At 65.4% G+C, this 20362-nt stretch carries 17 protein-coding genes and 1 pseudogene; 10 read left to right on the top strand and 8 right to left on the bottom strand.

From position 1 onward, the window contains the following. The first annotated feature begins 3 nt into the window (after positions 1–3). The 5 genes from exbD to ACSMEV_RS03345 all read left to right on the top strand — a co-directional run bounded on the left by exbD (position 4) and on the right by ACSMEV_RS03345 (position 5747). Positions 4–432 carry a TonB system transport protein ExbD gene (gene exbD / locus ACSMEV_RS03325; RefSeq protein WP_459207245.1) on the top strand — a complete coding sequence of 143 codons (429 nt, stop codon included), beginning with the start codon at positions 4–6 and terminating at the stop codon, positions 430–432. Beyond that, a complete protein-coding gene (locus ACSMEV_RS03330; protein WP_314494645.1) occupies positions 429–1166 on the top strand; it encodes an energy transducer TonB in 738 nt (245 codons plus the stop codon). The genes exbD and ACSMEV_RS03330 overlap by 4 nt, the downstream gene beginning before the upstream one ends. Positions 1167–1259: 93 nt before the next feature. Beyond that, positions 1260–2183 carry a hydrogen peroxide-inducible genes activator gene (locus tag ACSMEV_RS03335; protein WP_459207246.1) on the top strand — a complete coding sequence of 308 codons (924 nt, stop codon included), beginning with the start codon at positions 1260–1262 and terminating at the stop codon, positions 2181–2183. Between the two features lie 2 nt (positions 2184–2185). After that, positions 2186–4264, top strand: a complete 2079-nt coding sequence (gene recG, locus ACSMEV_RS03340) for an ATP-dependent DNA helicase RecG (RefSeq protein ID WP_459207247.1) — start codon at positions 2186–2188, stop codon at positions 4262–4264. Between the two features lie 79 nt (positions 4265–4343). Further along, positions 4344–5747, top strand: coding sequence for an HDOD domain-containing protein (locus tag ACSMEV_RS03345; RefSeq protein ID WP_459207248.1), 1404 nt, complete (start codon positions 4344–4346; stop codon positions 5745–5747). A gap of 17 nt (positions 5748–5764) precedes the next feature. Here ACSMEV_RS03345 and ACSMEV_RS03350 read toward each other — a convergent pair whose 3' ends face one another. Together ACSMEV_RS03350 and ACSMEV_RS03355 are read right to left on the bottom strand one after the other, a co-directional pair. Beyond that, complete coding sequence (locus ACSMEV_RS03350; RefSeq protein ID WP_459207249.1) at positions 5765–6139, bottom strand: helicase; 375 nt, start codon at positions 6137–6139, stop codon at positions 5765–5767. A gap of 273 nt (positions 6140–6412) precedes the next feature. Then, a pseudogene (locus tag ACSMEV_RS03355) lies at positions 6413–6679 on the bottom strand (HU family DNA-binding protein); the annotation flags it as partial. A gap of 320 nt (positions 6680–6999) precedes the next feature. On the opposite strand from ACSMEV_RS03355, the gene ACSMEV_RS03360 reads away from it, so the two are divergent. The 5 genes from ACSMEV_RS03360 (at position 7000) to ACSMEV_RS03380 (ending at position 12194) form a co-directional block, all read left to right on the top strand. Further along, entirely contained in the window at positions 7000–7551 is a 552-nt protein-coding gene (locus ACSMEV_RS03360; protein ID WP_459207250.1) for a chorismate--pyruvate lyase family protein, read from the top strand. After that, a complete protein-coding gene (gene ubiA, locus ACSMEV_RS03365; RefSeq protein ID WP_459207251.1) occupies positions 7551–8441 on the top strand; it encodes a 4-hydroxybenzoate octaprenyltransferase in 891 nt (296 codons plus the stop codon). Before ACSMEV_RS03360 ends, ubiA begins: the two co-directional genes overlap by 1 nt. A 99-nt stretch (positions 8442–8540) precedes the next feature. Continuing rightward, positions 8541–9230, top strand: coding sequence for a phosphate regulon transcriptional regulator PhoB (gene phoB / locus ACSMEV_RS03370; protein ID WP_459207252.1), 690 nt, complete (start codon positions 8541–8543; stop codon positions 9228–9230). Between the two features lie 42 nt (positions 9231–9272). Then, positions 9273–10574: a phosphate regulon sensor histidine kinase PhoR gene (gene phoR / locus ACSMEV_RS03375; protein WP_459207253.1), complete on the top strand. Its 1302-nt coding sequence runs from the start codon at positions 9273–9275 to the stop codon at positions 10572–10574. A 279-nt stretch (positions 10575–10853) separates the two neighbouring features. After that, complete coding sequence (locus tag ACSMEV_RS03380) at positions 10854–12194, top strand: hemolysin family protein (protein WP_296266944.1); 1341 nt, start codon at positions 10854–10856, stop codon at positions 12192–12194. Between the two features lie 60 nt (positions 12195–12254). Here the strand turns inward: ACSMEV_RS03380 and ACSMEV_RS03385 are convergent, their stop codons facing one another. The 6 genes from ACSMEV_RS03385 to ACSMEV_RS03410 all read right to left on the bottom strand — a co-directional run bounded on the left by ACSMEV_RS03385 (position 12255) and on the right by ACSMEV_RS03410 (position 20208). Further along, positions 12255–13151 (bottom strand): response regulator, encoded by an 897-nt coding sequence (locus tag ACSMEV_RS03385; RefSeq protein WP_459207254.1) that lies wholly within the window; start codon positions 13149–13151, stop codon positions 12255–12257. 163 nt (positions 13152–13314) lie between these two features. Beyond that, on the bottom strand, positions 13315–14085 hold the full coding sequence (gene phoU, locus ACSMEV_RS03390) for a phosphate signaling complex protein PhoU (RefSeq protein WP_459207255.1): 771 nt from the start codon (positions 14083–14085) through the stop codon (positions 13315–13317). An 88-nt stretch (positions 14086–14173) separates the two neighbouring features. Next, positions 14174–15007 carry a phosphate ABC transporter ATP-binding protein PstB gene (gene pstB / locus ACSMEV_RS03395; protein ID WP_296266950.1) on the bottom strand — a complete coding sequence of 278 codons (834 nt, stop codon included), beginning with the start codon at positions 15005–15007 and terminating at the stop codon, positions 14174–14176. Positions 15008–15111: 104 nt separating this feature from the next. Continuing rightward, positions 15112–16782, bottom strand: a complete 1671-nt coding sequence (pstA, locus tag ACSMEV_RS03400; RefSeq protein ID WP_459207256.1) for a phosphate ABC transporter permease PstA — start codon at positions 16780–16782, stop codon at positions 15112–15114. 17 nt (positions 16783–16799) lie between these two features. Continuing rightward, complete coding sequence (locus ACSMEV_RS03405; protein WP_459207257.1) at positions 16800–19088, bottom strand: ABC transporter permease subunit; 2289 nt, start codon at positions 19086–19088, stop codon at positions 16800–16802. Positions 19089–19224: 136 nt separating this feature from the next. Next, positions 19225–20208 carry a phosphate ABC transporter substrate-binding protein PstS gene (locus ACSMEV_RS03410; protein WP_322461554.1) on the bottom strand — a complete coding sequence of 328 codons (984 nt, stop codon included), beginning with the start codon at positions 20206–20208 and terminating at the stop codon, positions 19225–19227. Positions 20209–20362 lie beyond the last annotated feature (154 nt).

Consider the following 20362-nt stretch of genomic DNA (forward strand, 5'->3'; position numbering starts at 1 on the left):
GCCATGGGCCTGCATCTTAACGAGGGCGGGGACGACCTCGCCGAAAACCACGAGATCAACGTCACGCCGTTCATCGACGTCATGTTGGTGCTGCTGATCATCTTCATGGTCGCCGCCCCCCTGGCCACGGTCGACATCAAGGTCGACCTGCCGGCCTCGACCGCCAAGCCCGCGCCGCGACCGGAAAAACCGGTGTTCGTCAGCGTCAAGGCCGACCAGAAGCTGTACGTCGGCGACGACCCTGTGCCGACCAACGCCCAGCTTGGCCCGATGCTCGACGCCAAGACCAAGGGCGACAAGGAAACCACCATCTTCTTCCAGGCCGACAAGGGCGTGGACTACGGTGACCTGATGGAAGTCATGAACACCATGCGTGCGGCCGGCTACCTGAAAGTCGGTCTGGTCGGTCTAGAGACGGCAGCGAAGAAATGACGAAGACGCGGCGAACACTGGCGCGTTATGGCGGCAGCCTGGCCCTCGTGCTCGGCCTGCATGCCGCTGCCGTGCTGCTCCTGCTCGACTGGTCGGTGCCCCAGCCCATCGAATTGCCACCGGCAGCGATGATGGTCGAGCTGGCGCCGCTACCCGAACCTGCGCCACCACCCCCTCCCAAGGTGGTGCCACCGCCTCCGACACCGGTCGAAGAACCGCCGCTGCCGAAGGTCGCCGAGGCGCCCAAGCCCAAGATCGCGATTCCCAAGCCGCCCAAGCCACAGGTCAAGCCCAAGCCACAGCCGCCCAAGCCTGTGAAAAAGCCTGAGCCGCCCAAGGAAGAGCCGCCGAGCGAACACGTGGCCGAGACGCCGCCCAGCACCGAGCCGCCGAAGAAATCGGCTGCCCCGGCGCCGAGCATCGCCTCCAACAGCAAGGCGCTGCCGACCTGGCAGAGCGACCTGCTGCGCCACCTGGCCCGCTACAAGCGCTACCCCGAAGATGCACGCCGTCGTGGCCTGCAGGGCATCAACCGCTTGCGCTTCGTGGTCGATGCCGAGGGTAAGGTGCTGTCCTTCTCGCTGGCCGGGGGTTCGGGTAGCGCAGCGCTGGACCGTGCCACGCTGGAGATGATCCGTCGGGCGCAACCGCTGCCCAAACCGCCTGCCGAATTGCTGAACAACGGCAGCATCGAGGTGGTGGCGCCGTTCGTCTACTCCCTGGACCGGCGCTGAAACACAGGATCTGTCATGCATTGGCAGGTCTGATAACGTGCGTCTATCGATTGCAGCCGCTATGCTGGCCTCGCAACTTCATGGACGCACGTTATGACCCTCACTGAACTCCGCTACATCGTCACCCTCGCCCAGGAACAGCACTTCGGCCACGCCGCCGAGCGCTGCCACGTCAGCCAGCCGACCCTGTCGGTGGGCGTGAAGAAACTCGAGGACGAACTCGGCGTACTGATCTTCGAGCGCAGCAAGAGCGCCGTACGCCTGACCCCCGTCGGTGAGGGCATCGTCGCCCAGGCGCAGAAGGTCCTGGAGCAGGCCCAGGGCATCCGCGAGCTGGCCCAGGCCGGCAAGAACCAGCTCACCGCCCCGCTCAAGGTCGGCGCCATCTACACCGTCGGTCCGTACCTGTTCCCGCACCTGATTCCGCAGCTGCACCGCGTCGCGCCGCAGATGCCGTTGTACATCGAGGAAAACTTCACCCACGTGCTGCGCGACAAGCTGCGCAACGGCGAACTGGACGCGGTGATCATCGCCCTGCCGTTCAACGAGGCCGACGTGCTGACCCTGCCGCTGTACGACGAGCCCTTCTACGCCTTGATGCCCAGCGACCACCCCTGGACCGCGCGCAAGACCATCGACGCTTCCGAGCTCAACGACAAGAGCCTGCTGCTGCTCGGCGAAGGCCACTGCTTCCGCGATCAGGTGCTGGAAGCCTGCCCGACCTTGGGCAAGGGTGGCGATTCGCGCCATACCACTGTGGAGTCCAGTTCGCTGGAGACCATCCGCCATATGGTGGCCTCGGGCCTGGGCGTGTCGATCCTGCCGCTGTCGGCGGTCAACAGCCACCATTACGCGCCTGGCGTCATCGAGGTGCGGCCACTGACCGCGCCGGCACCGACGCGCACCGTAGCCATCGCCTGGCGCGCCAGCTTCCCGCGGCCCAAGGCGATCGAGATCCTCGCCGACTCCATCCGCCTGTGTTCGGTGGTCAAACCGTCGGCAGAGCAGTCGGCCTGAGCATGAGCGAGCTGTCGAACGTATCGGTCACCGCGCTCAAGGGCGTTGGCGAGGCCATGGCCGAGAAACTGGCCAAGGTCGGCCTGGAAAACCTGCAGGACGTCCTCTTCCACCTGCCCGCGCGCTACCAGGACCGCACCCGCGTGGTGCCCATCGGCGAGTTGCGTCCGGGCCAGGACGCGGTGGTCGAAGGCGTGGTCAGCGGCAGCGACGTGACCATGGGCAAGCGCCGCAGCCTCGTGGTGCGCCTGGGCGACGGCAGCGGCACGCTGACCTTGCGCTTCTACCACTTCAGCAATGCGCAGAAGGAAGGCCTCAAGCGCGGCACCCACCTGCGCTGCTACGGCGAAGCGCGGCCCGGTGCCTCGGGTCTGGAAATCTACCACCCCGAATACCGCGCGCTGACCGGCGACGACACCTCGCCCCCGGTGGAGCAGACCCTCACACCGATCTACCCGAGCACCGAGGGCCTGACCCAGCAGCGCCTGCGCGCCCTGTGCCAGCAGAGCCTGTCCATGCTCGGCCCGCGCAGCCTGCCCGACTGGTTGCCCGCCGAACTGATCCGCGACTACCACCTGGCGCCGCTGGACGAAGCCATCCGCTACCTGCACAACCCGCCCGCCGACGCCGACGTCGACGAGCTGGCCGAAGGTCACCACTGGGCCCAACACCGCCTGGCCTTCGAAGAGCTGCTGACCCATCAGCTGTCGCAGCAACGCCTGCGCGAGAGCCTGCGCAGCCTGCGCGCTCCGGTCCTGCCCAGGGCGACGCGCCTGCCGGCGCAGTACCTGGCCAATCTGGGTTTCACCCCCACCGGCGCGCAGCAGCGGGTCGGCAACGAAATCGCCTATGACCTCAGCCTGCACGAGCCGATGATGCGTCTGGTGCAAGGCGACGTCGGCGCTGGCAAGACCGTGGTGGCAGCGCTCGCCGCGCTGCAAGCGCTGGAGGCCGGTTATCAGGTGGCGCTGATGGCGCCCACCGAAATTCTCGCCGAACAGCACTACATCACCTTCAAGCGCTGGTTCGAGCCGCTGGGCCTGGAAGTCGCCTGGCTGGCCGGCAAGCTCAAGGGCAAGGCCCGCGTCAGCGCGCTTGAGCAGATCGCCGGTGGCGCGCCGATGGTGGTCGGCACCCACGCGCTGTTCCAGGAGGAGGTCAAGTTCAAGCGCCTGGCCCTGGCCATCATCGACGAACAGCACCGCTTCGGCGTGCAGCAACGCCTGGCCCTGCGCAAGAAAGGCGTGGACGGCGAGCAGTGCCCGCACCAGCTGATCATGACCGCCACGCCCATCCCGCGCACCTTGGCCATGAGCGCCTATGCCGACCTCGACACCTCGGTGCTCGACGAGCTGCCGCCTGGGCGTACGCCGGTCAACACCGTGCTGGTGGTCGACAGCCGGCGTTTCGAAGTGGTCGAGCGGGTGCGCGCCGCCTGTGCCGAGGGGCGCCAGGCCTATTGGGTGTGCACGCTGATCGAAGAGTCCGAAGAGCTGACCTGTCAGGCGGCGCAGAGCACCTTCGAAGAGCTGGGCAGCGCCTTGGGCGAGCTGAGCGTCGGGTTGATTCATGGCCGCATGAAGCCTGCGGAAAAAGCCGCCGTGATGGCCGAGTTCAAGGCCGGCAACCTGCAGCTGCTGGTGGCGACCACGGTCATCGAGGTCGGTGTGGACGTGCCCAACGCCAGCCTGATGATCATCGAGAACCCCGAGCGCCTGGGTCTGGCGCAACTGCACCAGTTGCGCGGCCGCGTCGGTCGGGGCAGCGCCGTAAGCCATTGCGTGCTGCTCTACCACCCGCCGCTGTCGCAGATCGGCCGCGAACGCCTGGGCATCATGCGCGAAACCAACGACGGTTTCGTCATCGCCGAAAAAGACCTCGAACTGCGCGGCCCGGGCGAGATGCTCGGAACCCGCCAGACCGGCCTGCTACAGTTCAAGGTTGCCGACCTGATGCGCGACGCCGACCTGCTACCGGCCGTGCGCGACGCGGCGCAGGCGCTGCTCGCACGCTGGCCCGAGCACGTCAGCCCCTTGCTCGACCGCTGGCTGCGCCACGGCCAGCAGTATGGCCAGGTGTGACGGCCACCTCAGACTCGATCCAGCCGGGTGAGCCGGCTGGTCATATTTTCGCGATTGTAGGAACACTCTGGACCCGACCATGACTGAAGCTGCCCTCGACACCGCAATCCCGCGCGCGCCATCCGTGATCCGGCTGTTGCTCGACAAACTCGGCGTGGCCTATCGAGAGGTGCAGGACCACCCTTCGCTGCCGGCCGAGCGCAGGGTGCAGGCGATCCTGCTGGACGACGAAGTCGGCGCCTTGATGGTGCTGTTCGCCCACAGCCAGCTGCTCGACCTCAAGCGCCTCGAAGAGCTGACCGGGCGCAAGCTGGTGGCGGTGTCGGGTTCACGGCTCAAGACCATGCTCGACAAGCACAGGCTCAAGGCGCTGCCCGGCATTCCGGCCCTGACCAGTTCGCCCTGCCTGTACGAGCAGAACCTGCTCAAGGGCGAGTCGGTGTTGCTCGAATCGGGGGAAACCGGGCTGCTGCTGGAACTGCCGCGCGACGCCTTCGAGCGCCTGCTGACCAAGGCCAGCGCCGGCCGCTTCGGCCAGAACGTGCAGCGCATCCAACCCAATTTCGATCGCCCAGACGACGACTCCAAGGAAATCTTCCAGGCCGTGCAGGCCTTCACCGCACGACGCATCCAGCAGCGTCTGGAACAGACCATCGAGATTCCGCCGCTGGCCGATACCGCGCAGAAGATCATCAAGTTGCGCGTAGACCCCAACGCCAGCGTCGACGACATCACCAGCGTGGTGGAAACCGACCCGGCCCTGGCCGCGCAGGTAGTCAGCTGGGCGGCCTCGCCCTATTACGCCTCGCCGGGCAAGATCCGTTCGGTGGAGGACGCCATCGTCCGCGTGCTGGGCTTCGACCTGGTCATCAACCTGGCCTTGGGCCTGGCGTTGGGCAAGACCTTGAGCCTGCCCAAGGACCAGCCGCAGCAGATGACGCCTTACTGGCAGCAGGCGATCTACACCGCCGCCGTCATCGAAGGGTTGAGCCGTGCCATGCCGCGTGATGGCCGGCCGGAAGTCGGCCTGACGTACCTCGCCGGGTTGCTGCACAACTTCGGCTATCTGCTGCTGGCCCACGTCTTTCCGCCGCACTTCTCGCTGATCTGCCGCCACCTGGAGGTGAATCCGCACCTGTCGCACAACTATGTCGAGCAACACCTGTTGGGCATCAGTCGCGAGCAGATAGGCGCCTGGCTGATGAACCTGTGGGACATGCCCGAAGAGCTGACCGCCGCGCTGCGCTTCCAGCACGACGCCAGCTACAGCGGCGAGCACGCCGCCTACCCCAACCTGGTCTGCCTGGCCAACCGCCTGCTGCGCGAGCGCGGCATCGGCGCCGGCCCGCAGATGCCGATTCCGGACGAGTTGCTGGCGCGCCTGGCACTGACCCGGGAGAAGGCCAACGAGGTGGTCAATCGGGTGCTAGACGCCGAAGCGCTGCTACGCGAGCTGGTCTCGCAGTTCAACGCGCCGCAGTGAGTTGAAACTGGCGCGCTTCAGCTTCTTTTCCTGGGCTTGAGGTATTTCATCAGGCCCTGGAACCACATCACCAGGGCCGGGTTGCCCTTGATCTGAATGGCCTTGTCCTGAATGCCCTGCATGAACGCCAGCTGCTTGTTGCCGGCTTGCAGAGTGGCGAAGCCGTAGGCCGCATCCTTGAAGGCGATGGCGAACGCCGGCGCGGTATGCAGGCCCGAACGGCTGGTGATGCGCTGGTCGCGGACCTGGAAGTGGCGGGCGATCTTGCCGTCCAGGGTCTGCATCTGGAAGATCAGGTCCTTGCCTTCGAGCTGCTTCTGAAAGGCGGGGTTGTTACGGCTGGCACGCGCCATGAGCAGCCCCATCGCCCACAACAGAAAACGAAACTTCATTAACGTCTCTCGACTATAAAGTGACTGAAGTGCGCATTCTATCCACATAAAAAGGTGAATGCGCTTCCAGTTTGCTGGGCGAATGCAGGAAAACGAAACGGGCGCTCGTAGGCGCCCGTTTTCGTCTGTGTGACAGAGACCGACTTATTTACTGGCCCGGCTGCTGGCCTTGCCGCTTGAAGCGGCTTTGGCCTTGGCAGGCTGGGCGGCGGCCTTGCCGCTGGCCTTCGCGTCTGCCTTGCTGGCGGCCTTGGCAGGCGCGTCGCTGGACACGTTGATCAGTTCGCGCAGGGTCTTGCCGGGTTTGAAGGCGACGGTATTGGTGGCCTTGATCTTCACCGGCTCCCCGGTTTGCGGGTTCTTGCCGGTGCGCGCGCCACGGTGACGCTTCTCGAAGGTGCCAAAACCCACCAGGGTGACGGAATCCTTGTCCAGTGCGCCGGTGATCGACTCGAGAATCACGTTGAGTACCAGATTGGCCTTCTCTTTGGTCAAATCGGTTTTTTCAGCGATCACAGCGGCGAGTTCGGGTTTACGCATAAGTGAAGCCTCATTGACGGGATTTTTCTTGTTATGCCGTGCTGCCCGGGGGAGCAGCGCCAAGGCACCGTAGGCTCTAACCTGCGGTAGTCGGCAGTGAGAATGGCACGCTCCCCCCACCCACGCCAGTGCCGGAACCGGCATTGTCGCTGGGAGGTAATGCCATAGCTGCCATACCCGACAGCTTTAGTGCCAACGCACCAAGTTATGGCGCTCCAGAGAGCGTGCCCCAGGGCACAGCGCGCCCCCGGCCGCGCGCTGGAAACCCTCGCAAACATGCTAAGCTCGGCGCCTTTCCGGCCTGCCATCAGCGTACCGACGTGCCTTACCACACCCCGCAAGCAGCCACTGCCGCGTGGCTGACCCAACTGCCGCCCGATACTGCGCCGGCACTTCTAGATTGGTTGTTCGACCAAGGGTCGCTGACCCGTCGGCTGACCGCATTGTCGGCGCAGCATTTCTCCGTCACGCCGTTGAGCGAGGGCTGGCAGCCATTGCGCGACGACGAATGCCAGGCGCTGAACCTTGCGCCCGGTGCCGAGGGCTGGGTGCGCGAGGTGTACCTGCGTGGCCACGGCCAGCCTTGGGTGTTCGCCCGCAGCGTGGCGGCGCGCGGGGCCCTGGAGCGTGGCGGGCTCGACCTGGAAACCCTGGGCTCGCGTTCGCTGGGCGAGCTGCTGTTCAGCGACGACGCCTTCGTCCGCCACCCCTTGCAGGTGTGCCGCTACCCCAGCGCGTGGCTGCCCGCCGAGTCCCGCCATGCAGGGCTGTGGGCGCGCCGCTCGCGTTTCGAGCGCGACGGCCTGAGCCTGCTGGTCGCCGAGATCTTCATGCCTGCCCTGTGGCAGGCCGCCGCCAAGGAAGCCCGCTGATGTACCTGCAGTTGCTCAAGTCGCTCAACCGCCTGCACCCCCGCGCGTGGGACTTCATCCAACTGAGCCGCATGGACCGCCCGATCGGCATCTACCTGCTGCTCTGGCCCACGCTCTCGGCGGTATGGATCGCCGGCAACGGCGCGCCGAGCCTGGCCAACGTGCTGATCTTCGGCCTGGGTGTGGTGCTGATGCGCGCCGCTGGCTGCTGCATCAACGACTTCGCCGACCGCAAGGTCGACGGCCACGTCAAGCGCACCGCCGACCGGCCGCTGGCCGCCGGGCGCATCCGCTCGCGCGAAGCCCTGGCCCTGTTCGCCACCCTGGTCGGGCTGAGCTTCGCGCTGGTGCTGTGCACCAACGCCACCACGGTGTGGCTGTCGTTCGGCGCCCTGGCTCTGGCCGCCTGCTATCCGTTCATGAAGCGCTACACCTATTACCCGCAGGTGGTGCTGGGCGCGGCCTACTCCTGGGGCATTCCCATGGCCTTCACTGCCGCCAACGGCGAACTGCCCGCCGCCGCCTGGCTGCTGTACATCGCCAACCTGTTGTGGACGGTCGGCTACGACACCTACTACGCCATGGTCGATCGCGACGACGACCTGAAGATCGGCGTGAAGTCCACGGCGATCCTGTTCGGCGAAGCCGACCGGACGATCATCCTCAGCTTGCAGTTGCTGTCGCTGGGCTGCCTGCTGCTGGCGGGCAACCGCTTCGAGCTGGGCGGCTGGTTCCACCTGGGCCTGCTGGGCGCGGCGACGTGCTTCGCCTGGGAGTTCTGGTCGACTCGCAGCCTGGAGCGCGATGCCTGCTTCAAGGCCTTCCTGCACAACCATTGGGCCGGGTTGCTGGTGTTCGTCGGTGTGCTGCTGGATTACGTGCTGCGCTGATGGCAAAGGGCCTGGGTCCGGGGCGTTTGTCACACAGCTGCAATAATTCCGTTATCTAATGCGCTGCACGACACAGTCACCCCAGGAGAGGTCTCGAGCATGGCAGGCAGAAGCATTCTGATCGTCGACGACGAAGCGCCCATTCGTGAAATGATCGCCGTGGCGTTGGAAATGGCCGGCTACGAATGCCTCGAGGCGGAAAACTCGCAGCAGGCCCATGCCATCATCGTCGACCGCAAACCCGACCTGATCCTGCTCGACTGGATGCTGCCCGGCACCTCCGGCATCGAACTGGCAAGGCGCCTGAAGCGCGACGACCTGACCGGCGCCATCCCGATCATCATGCTCACGGCCAAGGGCGAAGAGGACAACAAGATCCAAGGCCTGGAGGTGGGCGCCGACGACTACATCACCAAGCCCTTCTCGCCCCGCGAGCTGGTCGCCCGGCTCAAGGCCGTGCTGCGCCGCACCGGGCCTGCCGACAGCGAGTCGCCCATCGAGATCGGCGGTCTGCTGCTCGATCCGATCAGCCACCGCGTGACCATCGACGGCAAGCCCGCCGAGATGGGCCCCACCGAATACCGCCTGCTGCAGTTCTTCATGACCCACCAAGAGCGGGCCTACACCCGCGGCCAGTTGCTCGACCAGGTGTGGGGCGGCAACGTATACGTCGAGGAACGCACCGTCGATGTGCACATCCGCCGCCTGCGCAAGGCCCTCGGCGAGGTCTACGAAAACCTGGTGCAGACCGTTCGCGGCACTGGCTACCGTTTCTCCACCAAGAGCTGACCTGCGGCCCGTGCCGCCCGTTTCTCGCGCAAGGACCGTCCATTGAACCAGAACTGGCACGCGACCCTGATTCGCCATCTGCTCGTGCTGACCACCCTCTGCCTGCTCGGCGGGCTGGTGAGCGGCGAGTATGGCTGGAGCCTGGCCATCGGGCTGGCGCTGTACCTGGGCTGGACCCTCAAGCAGCTGTTGCGCCTGCACGCCTGGCTGCGCAACCACCAGCCCGACGAAGCGCCGCCGGACGGCTACGGCTTGTGGGGTGAAGTGTTCGACAGCATCTACCACCTGCAACGCCGCGACCAACGCGTGCGCGGCCGCCTGCAAGCGGTGATCGACCGTGTCCAGGAGTCCACCGCCGCCCTGCGCGACGCGGTGATCATGCTCGACAGCGACGGCAACCTGGAATGGTGGAACCGCGCCGCGGAAACCCTGCTCGGCCTCAAGACCCCGCAGGACGGCGGCCAGCCGGTGACCAACCTGGTGCGCCACCCGCGCTTCAAGGAATACTTCGAAGGGGAAAACTACGCCGAGCCTCTGGAAATCCCTTCGCCCATCAACGACCGCCTGCGCGTGCAGCTGAACATCACCCGCTACGGCAACAACGAACACCTGATGCTGGTGCGCGACGTGACCCGCATCCACCAGCTCGAGCAGATGCGCAAGGACTTCGTCGCCAACGTGTCCCACGAGCTGCGCACCCCACTGACCGTGATCGCCGGCTACCTGGAAACCCTGCTCGACAACGTCGACGACGTGAACCCGCGCTGGGCCCGCGCGCTACAGCAGATGAGCCAGCAGGGGGCGCGCATGCAGACGCTGCTCAACGACTTGCTGCTGCTGGCCAAGCTCGAAGCCACCGACTACCCCTCCGACAACCAGCCCGTGGCGGTCGAGACCCTGCTCAAGACCGTCCAGGCCGACGCCCAGGCGCTGTCCGGCCCGCGCGGCCAACGGATCAGCCTCGACGTCGAGCCGGGTGTACGCCTCAAGGGCAGCGAGTCCGAGCTGCGCAGCGCCTTCTCCAACCTGGTGTTCAACGCCGTCAAGTACACCCAGGAGGGCGGCAGCATCCGCATCCGCTGGTGGGCCGACGCCCAAGGCGCGCACCTGACGGTGCAGGATTCGGGTCCCGGCATCGAAGCCAAGCACCTGTCGCGGCTGACCGAGCGCTTCTATCGCGTGGATTCGAGCCGCGCCTCCAACACCGGCGGCACGGGCCTGGGCCTGGCGATCGTCAAGCACGTGCTACTGCGCCACCGCGGGCGTCTGGAGATCAGCAGCGTGGTCGGCCATGGCAGCACCTTCACCTGCCACTTCCCTTCCAGCCAGATCGCGGACCTGTAGGAGCGTCCGGCCGGCGCTCCGGTTAAGCCGCGATGGCCGGCAAAGCCGGCCCAAAGGCCTCCACCCGACCTACCTGAAGGAACTCGGTCCGCAGTACGGGAGCCGCTGTGCCACCCCTTACGAGTGAACCGGAGCGCCGCCTGCCCGCTCCTATATGCCTGTGTGGGCACCACGCTTTGCTTTTACGGTCCCAACCGCTACATTGGATCTCTTGTGCCAGCCCGTGCTGGCACGTTCCTTTCTCTTTCCACCACAGACGGACCCCGTAAAAAATCCACCATGGACCCTTCCCCTGCGTTTAGCCTTTCCTCGTTGTTCGCCGATTTCGGCATGATTCTGTTCGCACTGTTCCTGGTCTTGCTCAACGGCTTCTTCGTCGCCGCCGAGTTCGCCATGGTCAAGCTGCGTGCCACCCGCGTCGAGTCGATCGCCGAGCTGCACGGCTGGCGCGGCGGCATCCTGCGCAAAGTACACAGCCAGCTCGACGCCTACCTGTCGGCCTGCCAGTTGGGCATCACCCTGGCTTCGCTGGGCCTGGGCTGGGTCGGCGAACCGGCGTTCGCCCACCTGCTCGAGCCGCTGCTGGCCTACTTCGGCGTCGATAGCCCGGAACTGATCAAGGGCATCTCGTTCTTCGTCGCGTTCTTCGTTATTTCCTACCTGCACATCGTGGTCGGCGAGCTGGCGCCCAAGTCCTGGGCGATCCGCAAGCCCGAGCTGCTGTCGCTGTGGACGGCAGTGCCGCTGTACCTGTTCTACTGGGCCATGTACCCGGCCATCTACCTGCTCAACGCCAGCGCCAACGCCATCCTGCGCATCGCCGGCCAGGGCGAGCCCGGCCCGCACCACGAGCACCACTACAGCCGCGAAGAACTCAAGCTGATCCTGCATTCGAGCCGCGGCCACGACCCGAGCGACCAGGGCATGCGCGTACTGGCCTCGGCCGTGGAGATGGGCGAGCTGGAAGTGGTCGACTGGGCCAACTCGCGCGAGGACATGATCAGCCTCGATTCGCGGGCACCGCTCAAGGAAATCCTGGCGATGTTCCGCCGCCACAAGTTCAGCCGCTACCCGGTTTACGATGCCGAACGCGGCGAGTTCACGGGCCTGCTGCACATCAAGGACCTGCTGCTGGACATGGCCGAAGCCGACCATGTGCCCGAGACCCTCGACCTCGACGACCTCACCCGCCCGCTCGAGCGCGTGTCGCGGCACATGCCGCTGTCGGAGCTGCTCGAACAGTTCCGCAAGGGCGGCGCGCACTTCGTGCTGGTCGAGGAAGCCGACGGCAAGGTGATCGGCTACCTGACCATGGAAGACGTACTGGAAGTGCTGGTCGGCGACATTCAGGACGAACACCGCAAGACCGAGCGCGGCATCCTCGCCTACCAGCCCGGCAAACTGCTGGTGCGCGGCGACACGCCGTTGTTCAAGATCGAGCGGTTGCTGGGCATCGACCTCGACCACATCGAGGCCGAAACCCTGGCCGGCTTGGTCTACGAGACCCTCAAGCGCGTGCCCGAGGAAGAGGAGCTGCTGGAGGTCGAAGGCCTGCGCATCATCATCAAGAAGATGAAAGGCCCGAAGATCGTGCTGGCCAAGGTGCTCAAGCTCGACTGAAGCCAACCGTGCCGGCCATGGCCCCCCCGCCCGCGCGGGCGAGGCCATGGCCGGCACATCTCAAGCGCCCGGCGTGAAGTGCTTTTGCGCGGTGCCGCGGGCGATCAGCCGGGAGATGTAGTCGAGCTTCTGTGCGTCTTGATCGACGAACTTGAACGTCAGTTGCAGCCAGTCGCTGTCGGGCCGCGCCTCCAGTGCCGCAATGGCATGCAGGTAGCCGTTCAAGCGCGCCACCTCGGCGCTTTCGCCCTGTTCCAGGTCGAGTACCGCGCTTTCCAGCACCTGCGGCAAGGTTTCGCCGCGCCGCACCACCAGCAGCGCTTCCTTGAGGCTCAACGCCTTGATCACGCAGCCCTGCGCACCACTGGCCAAACGCAACTGCCCTTGGCCACGCCCAGTCGGGGCCGGCGTCGGCGCAGCGCTTGGCGCACGCGCTGGCGCCGGGGCCTGCGCGACTGCGGCGGCGGGTGCGGCCTTGACCGTCTCCGGTCGCCCACCGGTCAGGGCGCTCAGGGAGTCGTTGGCGAACGCCGAGCTGGCCCGCGCTGGCACGCCGCTGAGCAGCAGTTCGAGCTTGCCGGTCTTGCTCAAGGCCTTCTTCACCTTGGTCAGCAGCTGCTCGTTGGTGAACGGCTTGCCGACGAAATCCGACACACCGGCCTGGATGGCCTGGATGACGTTTTCCTTGTCGCCTCGGCTGGTGACCATGATGAACGGCATGCCCTTCAGGGCCGGCTGCTGACGGCACCAGGCGAGCAGCTCCAGGCCGCTCATCTCGGGCATTTCCCAGTCGCACAGGACCAGGTCGAACGGTTCCTTGGCCAGCAGGGTCATGGCCTTGCGACCATTGACGGCGTCTTCCACGGCGATGCCGGGAAAGGCGCTACGCAGCGCCTTTCTGACCAGATCGCGGATGAACGAAGCGTCGTCCACCACCAGCACTTTGACTTTACTCATCGAGACTCCTCATCTACCCCGCCAGCATACCGCCCAATAGTGGCATTTTGCCAAAAAAGCGCGTTTCAACGGGCCGCGCGTCCAGCGCTCACCCAGGCGACGGTGCCGGGGCCGGAAACGACGACGCCCGGCACGGGCCGGGCGTCGTGACACACGCGCAATCCTATTTATCGTCAGGCGACGGCGGAACATTAGCCAACGACGCCTCATCGGGCGCCTCGCCCTGCACTTCGGCGGTCATGCGTTTGAGGCCCATGTGCCGCACGTCGGTGCCGCGCACCAGGTAGATCACCAACGCGGAGATGTTGCGCGCATGGTCGCCGATGCGTTCGAGCGAGCGCAGCGCCCAGATCACGCTCAGTACCCGCGAGATCGAACGCGGGTCTTCCATCATGTAGGTCACCAGCTCGCGCAGGGCGGTCTTGTATTCGCGGTCGATGGTCTTGTCGTACTGCGCCACCGACAACGCCAGGTCGGCGTCGAAGCGGGCGAAGGCATCCAGCGCGTCACGCACCATGTTGCGCACCTGGTCGCCGATGTGCCGGACTTCGACATAGCCGCGGGGCGACTCGCCCTCCTCGCACAACTGGATGGCGCGACGGGCGATCTTGGTGGATTCGTCGCCGATGCGCTCCAGATCGATCACCGACTTGGAAATGCTGATGATCAGGCGCAGGTCGGAGGCCGCCGGCTGGCGCCGGGCGAGGATGCGCACGCACTCCTCGTCAATATTGCGCTCCATCTGGTTGATCTGCACGTCGACGTCGCGCACCTGTTGCGCCAGGCCCGAATCGGCCTCGATCAGCGCGGTGACGGCGTCGTTGACTTGTTTCTCTACCAGCCCACCCATGGCCAGCAGGTGGCTGCGCACCTCTTCGAGCTCGGCGTTGAATTGCTGTGAGATGTGGTGGGTGAGGCTTTCTTTGTTGATCATCGTGTCGCTCCGCGATGAAGCTCCGAGTGGCAAGCTTCAAGCTGCAAATGGGTCCGAGTCGTACGGCAAGGCGTGCATGCCGCTGCCACTAGCCATAGCGACCGGTGATGTAATCCTCGGTCTGCTTCTTCGACGGGTTGGTGAACAGCGTGTCGGTATCGCCGAATTCCACCAGTTTGCCCATGTACATGAAGGCCGTGTAGTCCGACACCCGTGCCGCCTGCTGCATGTTGTGGGTGACGATGACGATGGTGTACTTGGACTTGAGCTCGTAGATCAGCTCTTCGACCTTGAGGGTCGAGATCGGGTCCAGGGCCGAGCAGGGTTCGTCGAGCAGCAGCACCTCAGGCTCCACGGCGATGGTGCGGGCGATCACCAGACGCTGCTGCTGGCCGCCGGACAAGCCCAGCGCCGAGTCGTGCAGACGGTCCTTGACCTCGTCCCACAGCGCCGCGCCTTTGAGCGCCCATTCCACGGCCTCGTCGAGCACGCGTTTCTTGTTGATGCCCTGGATGCGCAGGCCGTACACCACGTTCTCGTAGATGGTCTTGGGGAACGGGTTGGGCTTCTGGAACACCATGCCGACGCGGCGACGCAGCTCGGCCACTTCCTCGCCCTTACGGTAGATGTTGTTGCCGTAGAGGTTGACCTCGCCCTGCACGCGGCAGCCGTCGACCAGGTCGTTCATGCGGTTGAAGGTACGCAGCAGGGTCGACTTGCCGCAGCCGGACGGGCCGATGAAGGCGGTCACGCGCTGCTTGGGGATGTTCATCTTCACGTCGAACAACGCCTGCTTGTCGCCGTAGAACAACGACAGGCCCGGCACTTCGATGGCCACGGTCTCTTCGGCCAGGCGCAGGCCCTGCTTGTCGCGACCCAGGGCAGACATGTCGATGCCGTGGTTGTGGGATTCATGCTGCATGGTCTAACTCCATCTTTGGCGGCGAGCGGTGAGCTGCGCGCTGCACGTTGAGGCAGAAGCGGCAATCGGTTCGAAGCGTGCCGCTTGTGGCTAATAGCGTCGAATCAGCTGTCGAGTGCCTTGTACTTCTCGCGCAGGTGGTTGCGAATCCACACCGCCGAAAGGTTGAGGGTGGCGATCACCAGCACCAGCAGCAGCGCCGTGGCATACACCAGCGGCCGCGCCGCTTCGACGTTGGGGCTCTGGAAGCCGACGTCGTAGATGTGGAAGCCCAGGTGCATGATCTTCTGGTCCAGGTGCAGATACGGATAGTTGCCATCCAGCGGCAGCGACGGCGCCAGCTTGACCACACCCACCAGCATCAGCGGCGCCACCTCGCCAGCGGCGCGCGCCACGGCGAGGATCATGCCGGTCATCATGGCCGGGCTGGCCATCGGAATGACGATCTTCCACAGCGTTTCGGCCTTGGTCGCACCCAGGGCCAGGGAGCCCTCGCGCACCGTGCGCGGGATGCGCGCCAGGCCTTCCTCGGTGGCCACGATCACCACCGGCACGGCCAGCAGCGCCAAGGTCAGCGAGGCCCACAACAACCCCGGCGTGCCCAGGGTCGGTGCCGGCAGGGATTCGGGGAAGAACAGCCGGTCGATCGAGCCGCCCAGCACGTAGACGAAGAAGCCCAGGCCGAACACGCCGTAGACGATGGCCGGCACGCCGGCCAGGTTGTTCACGGCGATGCGGATCAGCCGCGTCACCGGGCCCTGCTTGGCGTACTCGCGCAGGTACACCGCCGCCAGCACACCGAACGGGGTGACGATCACCGCCATGATCAGGGTCATCATCACGGTGCCGAAGATGGCCGGGAAGATCCCGCCTTCGGTGTTGGCTTCGCGCGGGTCGTCGCTGAGGAATTCCCACACCTTGCTGAAATAGGTCGCCAGTTTGGTGGGGATGGACATGGCGTTGGGCTGGATGGCGTGGACCACCTTGCTCAGGTTGATCTCCACCTCGCGGCCGTTGCCGTCGCGGGCCACCAGGCTGTCGCGGGCGAAGGCCTGGTGCAGGCTGCCCAAGCGCTCTTCGATGGCCTTGTAGCGGTTGTTCAGCTCGGCGCGCTCGGACTCGATGTCGGCCTGGGCGGCGGCGTCCAGCTTGCCGTCGAGTTCGAGCTTGCGACCTTGCAGGCGCAGGCGTTCGAGGCCGTGGTTGATGGCGCCGATGTCTTTCTTTTCGAGGCTCTGCAATTCGTCGTTGAGCTGGCTGGCGCGCTTGAGCCGCGCCTGCAACTCGCCCCAGGCTTGATCGCCCTGAGCCACTATGCGGTCGCCTTCCTTGACGCTGACTAGGTAGCCGTAGAAGTTGCCCCACTCGCGGCGTTCCAGGGCCATCAGGTCGGCGGGCTTTTGCTGGTCGACCAGCCATTCGCCGACCACCCAGCTGAAGTCGTTGCCGTTGAGGTCGCGGTTGCCGATCTTGATCAGCTCGCGGGTCATGAACTCCGGGCCTTCGTCGGGTACCGGCAGGCCAGCGCCCTTGAGACGGGCGCGCGGCACCTCTTCCTTCTGCACCACTTCGCCGACCAGCACATGCTCGGCCTGGCCCGGCACCTTGTAGGTGGCCTGGATCAGGTCGGCCGGCCAGAAGTGCGCCAGGCCGCGCACGGCGATGACCGACAGCAGACCGATGGTCATGATCACCGCGATGGCCACGGCGCCACCGCTGATCCAGACGCCGGGGGCGCCGCTCTTGAACCAGCCTTTGAGGGAATCCTGTTTCACGGATCTCTACCTTCCTATCAAAGCGACGAGTATTTCTTGCGCAGACGCTGGCGAATCAGCTCGGCCAAGGTGTTCATGACGAAGGTGAAGAGCAGCAGCACCAAGGCGGCGAGGAACAGCACGCGATAGTGGCTGCCGCCGACTTCGGACTCCGGCATCTCCACCGCCACGTTGGCGGCCAGGGTGCGCATGCCTTCGAACAGGTTCATCTCCATCACCGGGGTGTTGCCGGTGGCCATCAGCACGATCATGGTTTCGCCCACCGCGCGGCCCATGCCGATCATCAGCGCCGAGAAGATGCCGGGGCTGGCGGTCAGGATGACCACGCGGGTGAGGGTCTGCCAGGGCGTTGCGCCCAGGGCCAGCGAGCCCAGGGTGAGGCTGCGCGGCACGCTGAACACGGCGTCTTCGGCGATGGAGTAGATGTTCGGGATCACCGCGAAGCCCATGGCGATGCCCACCACCAGGGCGTTGCGCTGGTCGTAGGTGATGCCCAGGTCGTTGCTGATCCAGTGGCGCATGTCGCCGCCGAACAGCCAGTTCTCCAGGAAGGGGCTGACGCCCAGAGCGAACCAGCCGATGGCGACGATCACCGGGATCAGGATCGCCGCTTCCCAGCCGTCGGGCACGCGCAGGCGGATCGACTCGGGCAGGCGGCTCCAGGCAAAGCCTGTGAGCAGGATGCCCAGGGGCAGAATCATGAACAGGCTGAACACGCCCGGCAGGTGCCCTTCCAGGTACGGCGCCAGGAACAGGCCGGCGAAGAAGCCGAGGATCACCGTCGGCATCGCTTCCATCAGCTCGATCACCGGCTTGACCTTGCGGCGCATGCCGGGGGCCATGAAGTAGGCGGTGTAGATGGCGGCGGCGATCGCCAGTGGCGCGGCCAGGATCATCGCGTAGAAGGCCGCCTTGAGGGTGCCGAAGGTCAGCGGCGACAGGCTCAGCTTGGGTTCGAAGTCGGTGTTCGAAGCCGTGGACTGCCAGACGTACTGGGGCGCGTCGTAGTTCTCGTACCAGACCTTGCCCCACAGCGCGCTGAACGACACTTCCGGGTGCGGGTTGCGCAGGCTCAGCGGCAGCAGCTTGCCGCCCTCTTCGATGACGATGCGGTTGGCCCGCGGCGACAGCGCCAGCACGCCCGCGCCCTCGGCGACCGGCTCGACCAGCAGGGTGCGGTGCGCGGTGCTGTGGAACACGCCCAGCTGGCCTTCGCTGTCGAGGGCGACGAAGCCCTTGCGGCGTTCTTCGGCGTCGATCTGCACCACCGGTGCCTTGCCCAGCTGGAAGCTGCGGATCAGCTTCAGACGCTGCTCGCCGTCGGGGTCGCGGGCCATGAACCATTGGCTCAGGCCACCTTTGGAGTCGCCGAAGATCAGCGAGATGCCGCCGACCAGCTGGCCGCTGGCGGTGATTTCGGCCTGACCGTCTTCGAGCAGCTTGTAGCGGCCGTTGAGGCTCTTGTCGCGCAGGCTGAACACGTCGGCCGTGGCACGGCCGTTGACCACGTAGAGCCATTGCTGGCGCGGATCGACGTAGAGGGCTTTGACCGGCTCGGACATCTGCGGCAAGGCGATACGGTTCTGCTCGCTGGTGACCTCGCCGGTCATCATGTTTTCTTCGCGGGTGATCTGCACCACTTGCAGGCTGGCGCCGACCGAGCCTGCCAGCAGCAGGTTCTCACCGTTGAGGTTGACACTGACGTGCTCCAGCGCCCGGCCCTGCTCGTCGAGCACGAACGGCTGCTCGCCGTAGGGGAAGTCGACGCCGGGGGCGATGGCCTTCTTGCCGTCCGGGTAGGTGATCTTGTAGCTGTGGTGGAACAGCAGCGCCTGGCCGTTGGACAGGCCCAGGACGACCAGCGGGCTGCCGGGCTGGTCGCTGCCGATGGAGGTGACCTGCACGTCGGCCGGGATCGGCAGCTCGACGCGCTTGAGTTCGGCGCCGCTCTTGGTGTCGAAGAACAACACCTGGCCCTTGTCGGACACGCGCATGCCGACCAGGTTCTGCTCTTCGAGGGCGATCATCAGCGGCTTGCCGGCGTCCTGTTGCAGCCAGGTCGGCGTCAGGGCGTCCTTGCGGGTCAGCTCGGCGCCCTGGAACAACGGCAGCACCACGTAGGCCAGGTAGAAGAAGATCAGCGTGATGGCCGCCAGCACGGCCAGCCCGCCCACCAGGACGTACCAGCGGGTCAGGCGATCCTTGAAGGCACGCACACGGCGTTTGCGTTGCATTTCCGGCGTATTGAAATCAATCCGCGCGGGAGGGGAATTTTGGGTCATGGTGGAGTTGGCCAGATCATTCATGCGCACACCCTAGCGGTCCCGTATGACAGAAACATGACAGTGCAGTGACGCAAAAAAGCCCGCGGCTCAGGGGTGCTGGCTGCGGACTGAAGAAGAGGTGGAAGGGCCCGCCAGGCGGCCCTTCCGGGGTGCTCTATTACTTGGCGTGGGCCAGGCCCAGGTCGTTCAGGGTCTTCTCGACGACCTTGGCCGGCAGCGGGATGTAGCCGTCCTTCACCACCACCTGTTGACCGGCCTGCGACAGCACCAGCTTGATGAACTCGGCGTCCAGCGGAGCCAGTGGCTTGTTCGGCGCCTTGTTGACGTAGACGTAGAGGAAGCGCGACAGCGGGTACTTGCCGTTCAGGGCGTTCTCTTCGTTGTCTTCGATGAACTCGCCGCCTTCTTTCTTGGCCAGCGGCACGGTCTTCACGCTGGCGGTCTTGTAGCCGATGCCCGAGTAACCGATGGAATTCAGCGAGCTGCTGATCGACTGCACCACCGAGGCCGAACCTGGCTGCTCGTTGACGTTGGGCTTGAAGTCACCTTTGCACAGGGCTTCTTCCTTGAAGTAGCCGTAGGTGCCCGACACCGAGTTGCGGCCGAACAGTTGCAGCGGCTTGCCGGCCAGGTCGCCGGTCACGCCCACGTCGCCCCAGGTCTTGGCGTCGGCCTTGGCGCCGCACAGGCGGGTGGAGGAGAAGATGGCGTCGACCTGGGCCATGGTCAGGCCCTTGATCGGGTTGTCCTTGTGCACGAACACGGCCAAGGCGTCGACGGCCACCGGGATGGCGGTGGGCTTGTAGCCATACTTCTGCTCGAAGGCCTGCAACTCCACGTCCTTCATCTTGCGGCTCATCGGGCCGAGGTTGGCGGTTCCTTCGGTCAGCGCGGGCGGTGCGGTGGAGGAACCGGCGGCCTGGATCTGGATGTTGACGTTCGGATATTCCTTTTTGTAGGCCTCGGCCCACAGGGTCATCAGGTTCGCCAGGGTGTCGGAACCAACGCTGGAGAGGTTGCCCGACACACCGGTGGTCTTGGTGTAGGTCGGGATCGAGGGATCGACAGCGGCGACCGCATTGGCGGTGGCAACGCCAGCGGCGGCAAATGTCAGGGCCGCCATCAAACGCTTCAGTTTCATGCCTTGCTCCTAGCAGAATATCGAGGGGTTCAGGTCAGAACGGGGGCCAGTATCGGAGGGCCGTGTGACCACGATATGACGCCTATGTGACAAATAGATGAAAGGCCATCACCGCACTGCGGGATGGCCTTTTTCGATGTTCTCGACCCGGCAG

The sequence above is a fragment of the Pseudomonas sp. MLB6B genome (assembly GCF_054508135.1).

What these genes read in the sequence shown, in the direction of transcription:
- exbD (WP_459207245.1), top strand. Translation starts at nt 4, where the DNA reads ATGGGCCTGCATCTTAACGAGGGCGGGGACGACCTCGCCGAAAACCAC.
- ACSMEV_RS03330 (WP_314494645.1), top strand. Translation starts at nt 429, where the DNA reads ATGACGAAGACGCGGCGAACACTGGCGCGTTATGGCGGCAGCCTGGCC.
- ACSMEV_RS03335 (WP_459207246.1), top strand. Translation starts at nt 1,260, where the DNA reads ATGACCCTCACTGAACTCCGCTACATCGTCACCCTCGCCCAGGAACAG.
- recG (WP_459207247.1), top strand. Translation starts at nt 2,186, where the DNA reads ATGAGCGAGCTGTCGAACGTATCGGTCACCGCGCTCAAGGGCGTTGGC.
- ACSMEV_RS03345 (WP_459207248.1), top strand. Translation starts at nt 4,344, where the DNA reads ATGACTGAAGCTGCCCTCGACACCGCAATCCCGCGCGCGCCATCCGTG.
- ACSMEV_RS03350 (WP_459207249.1), bottom strand. Translation starts at nt 6,139, where the DNA reads ATGAAGTTTCGTTTTCTGTTGTGGGCGATGGGGCTGCTCATGGCGCGT.
- ubiA (WP_459207251.1), top strand. Translation starts at nt 7,551, where the DNA reads ATGTACCTGCAGTTGCTCAAGTCGCTCAACCGCCTGCACCCCCGCGCG.
- phoB (WP_459207252.1), top strand. Translation starts at nt 8,541, where the DNA reads ATGGCAGGCAGAAGCATTCTGATCGTCGACGACGAAGCGCCCATTCGT.
- ACSMEV_RS03380 (WP_296266944.1), top strand. Translation starts at nt 10,854, where the DNA reads ATGGACCCTTCCCCTGCGTTTAGCCTTTCCTCGTTGTTCGCCGATTTC.
- ACSMEV_RS03385 (WP_459207254.1), bottom strand. Translation starts at nt 13,151, where the DNA reads ATGAGTAAAGTCAAAGTGCTGGTGGTGGACGACGCTTCGTTCATCCGC.
- phoU (WP_459207255.1), bottom strand. Translation starts at nt 14,085, where the DNA reads ATGATCAACAAAGAAAGCCTCACCCACCACATCTCACAGCAATTCAAC.
- pstB (WP_296266950.1), bottom strand. Translation starts at nt 15,007, where the DNA reads ATGCAGCATGAATCCCACAACCACGGCATCGACATGTCTGCCCTGGGT.
- ACSMEV_RS03405 (WP_459207257.1), bottom strand. Translation starts at nt 19,088, where the DNA reads ATGAATGATCTGGCCAACTCCACCATGACCCAAAATTCCCCTCCCGCG.
- ACSMEV_RS03410 (WP_322461554.1), bottom strand. Translation starts at nt 20,208, where the DNA reads ATGAAACTGAAGCGTTTGATGGCGGCCCTGACATTTGCCGCCGCTGGC.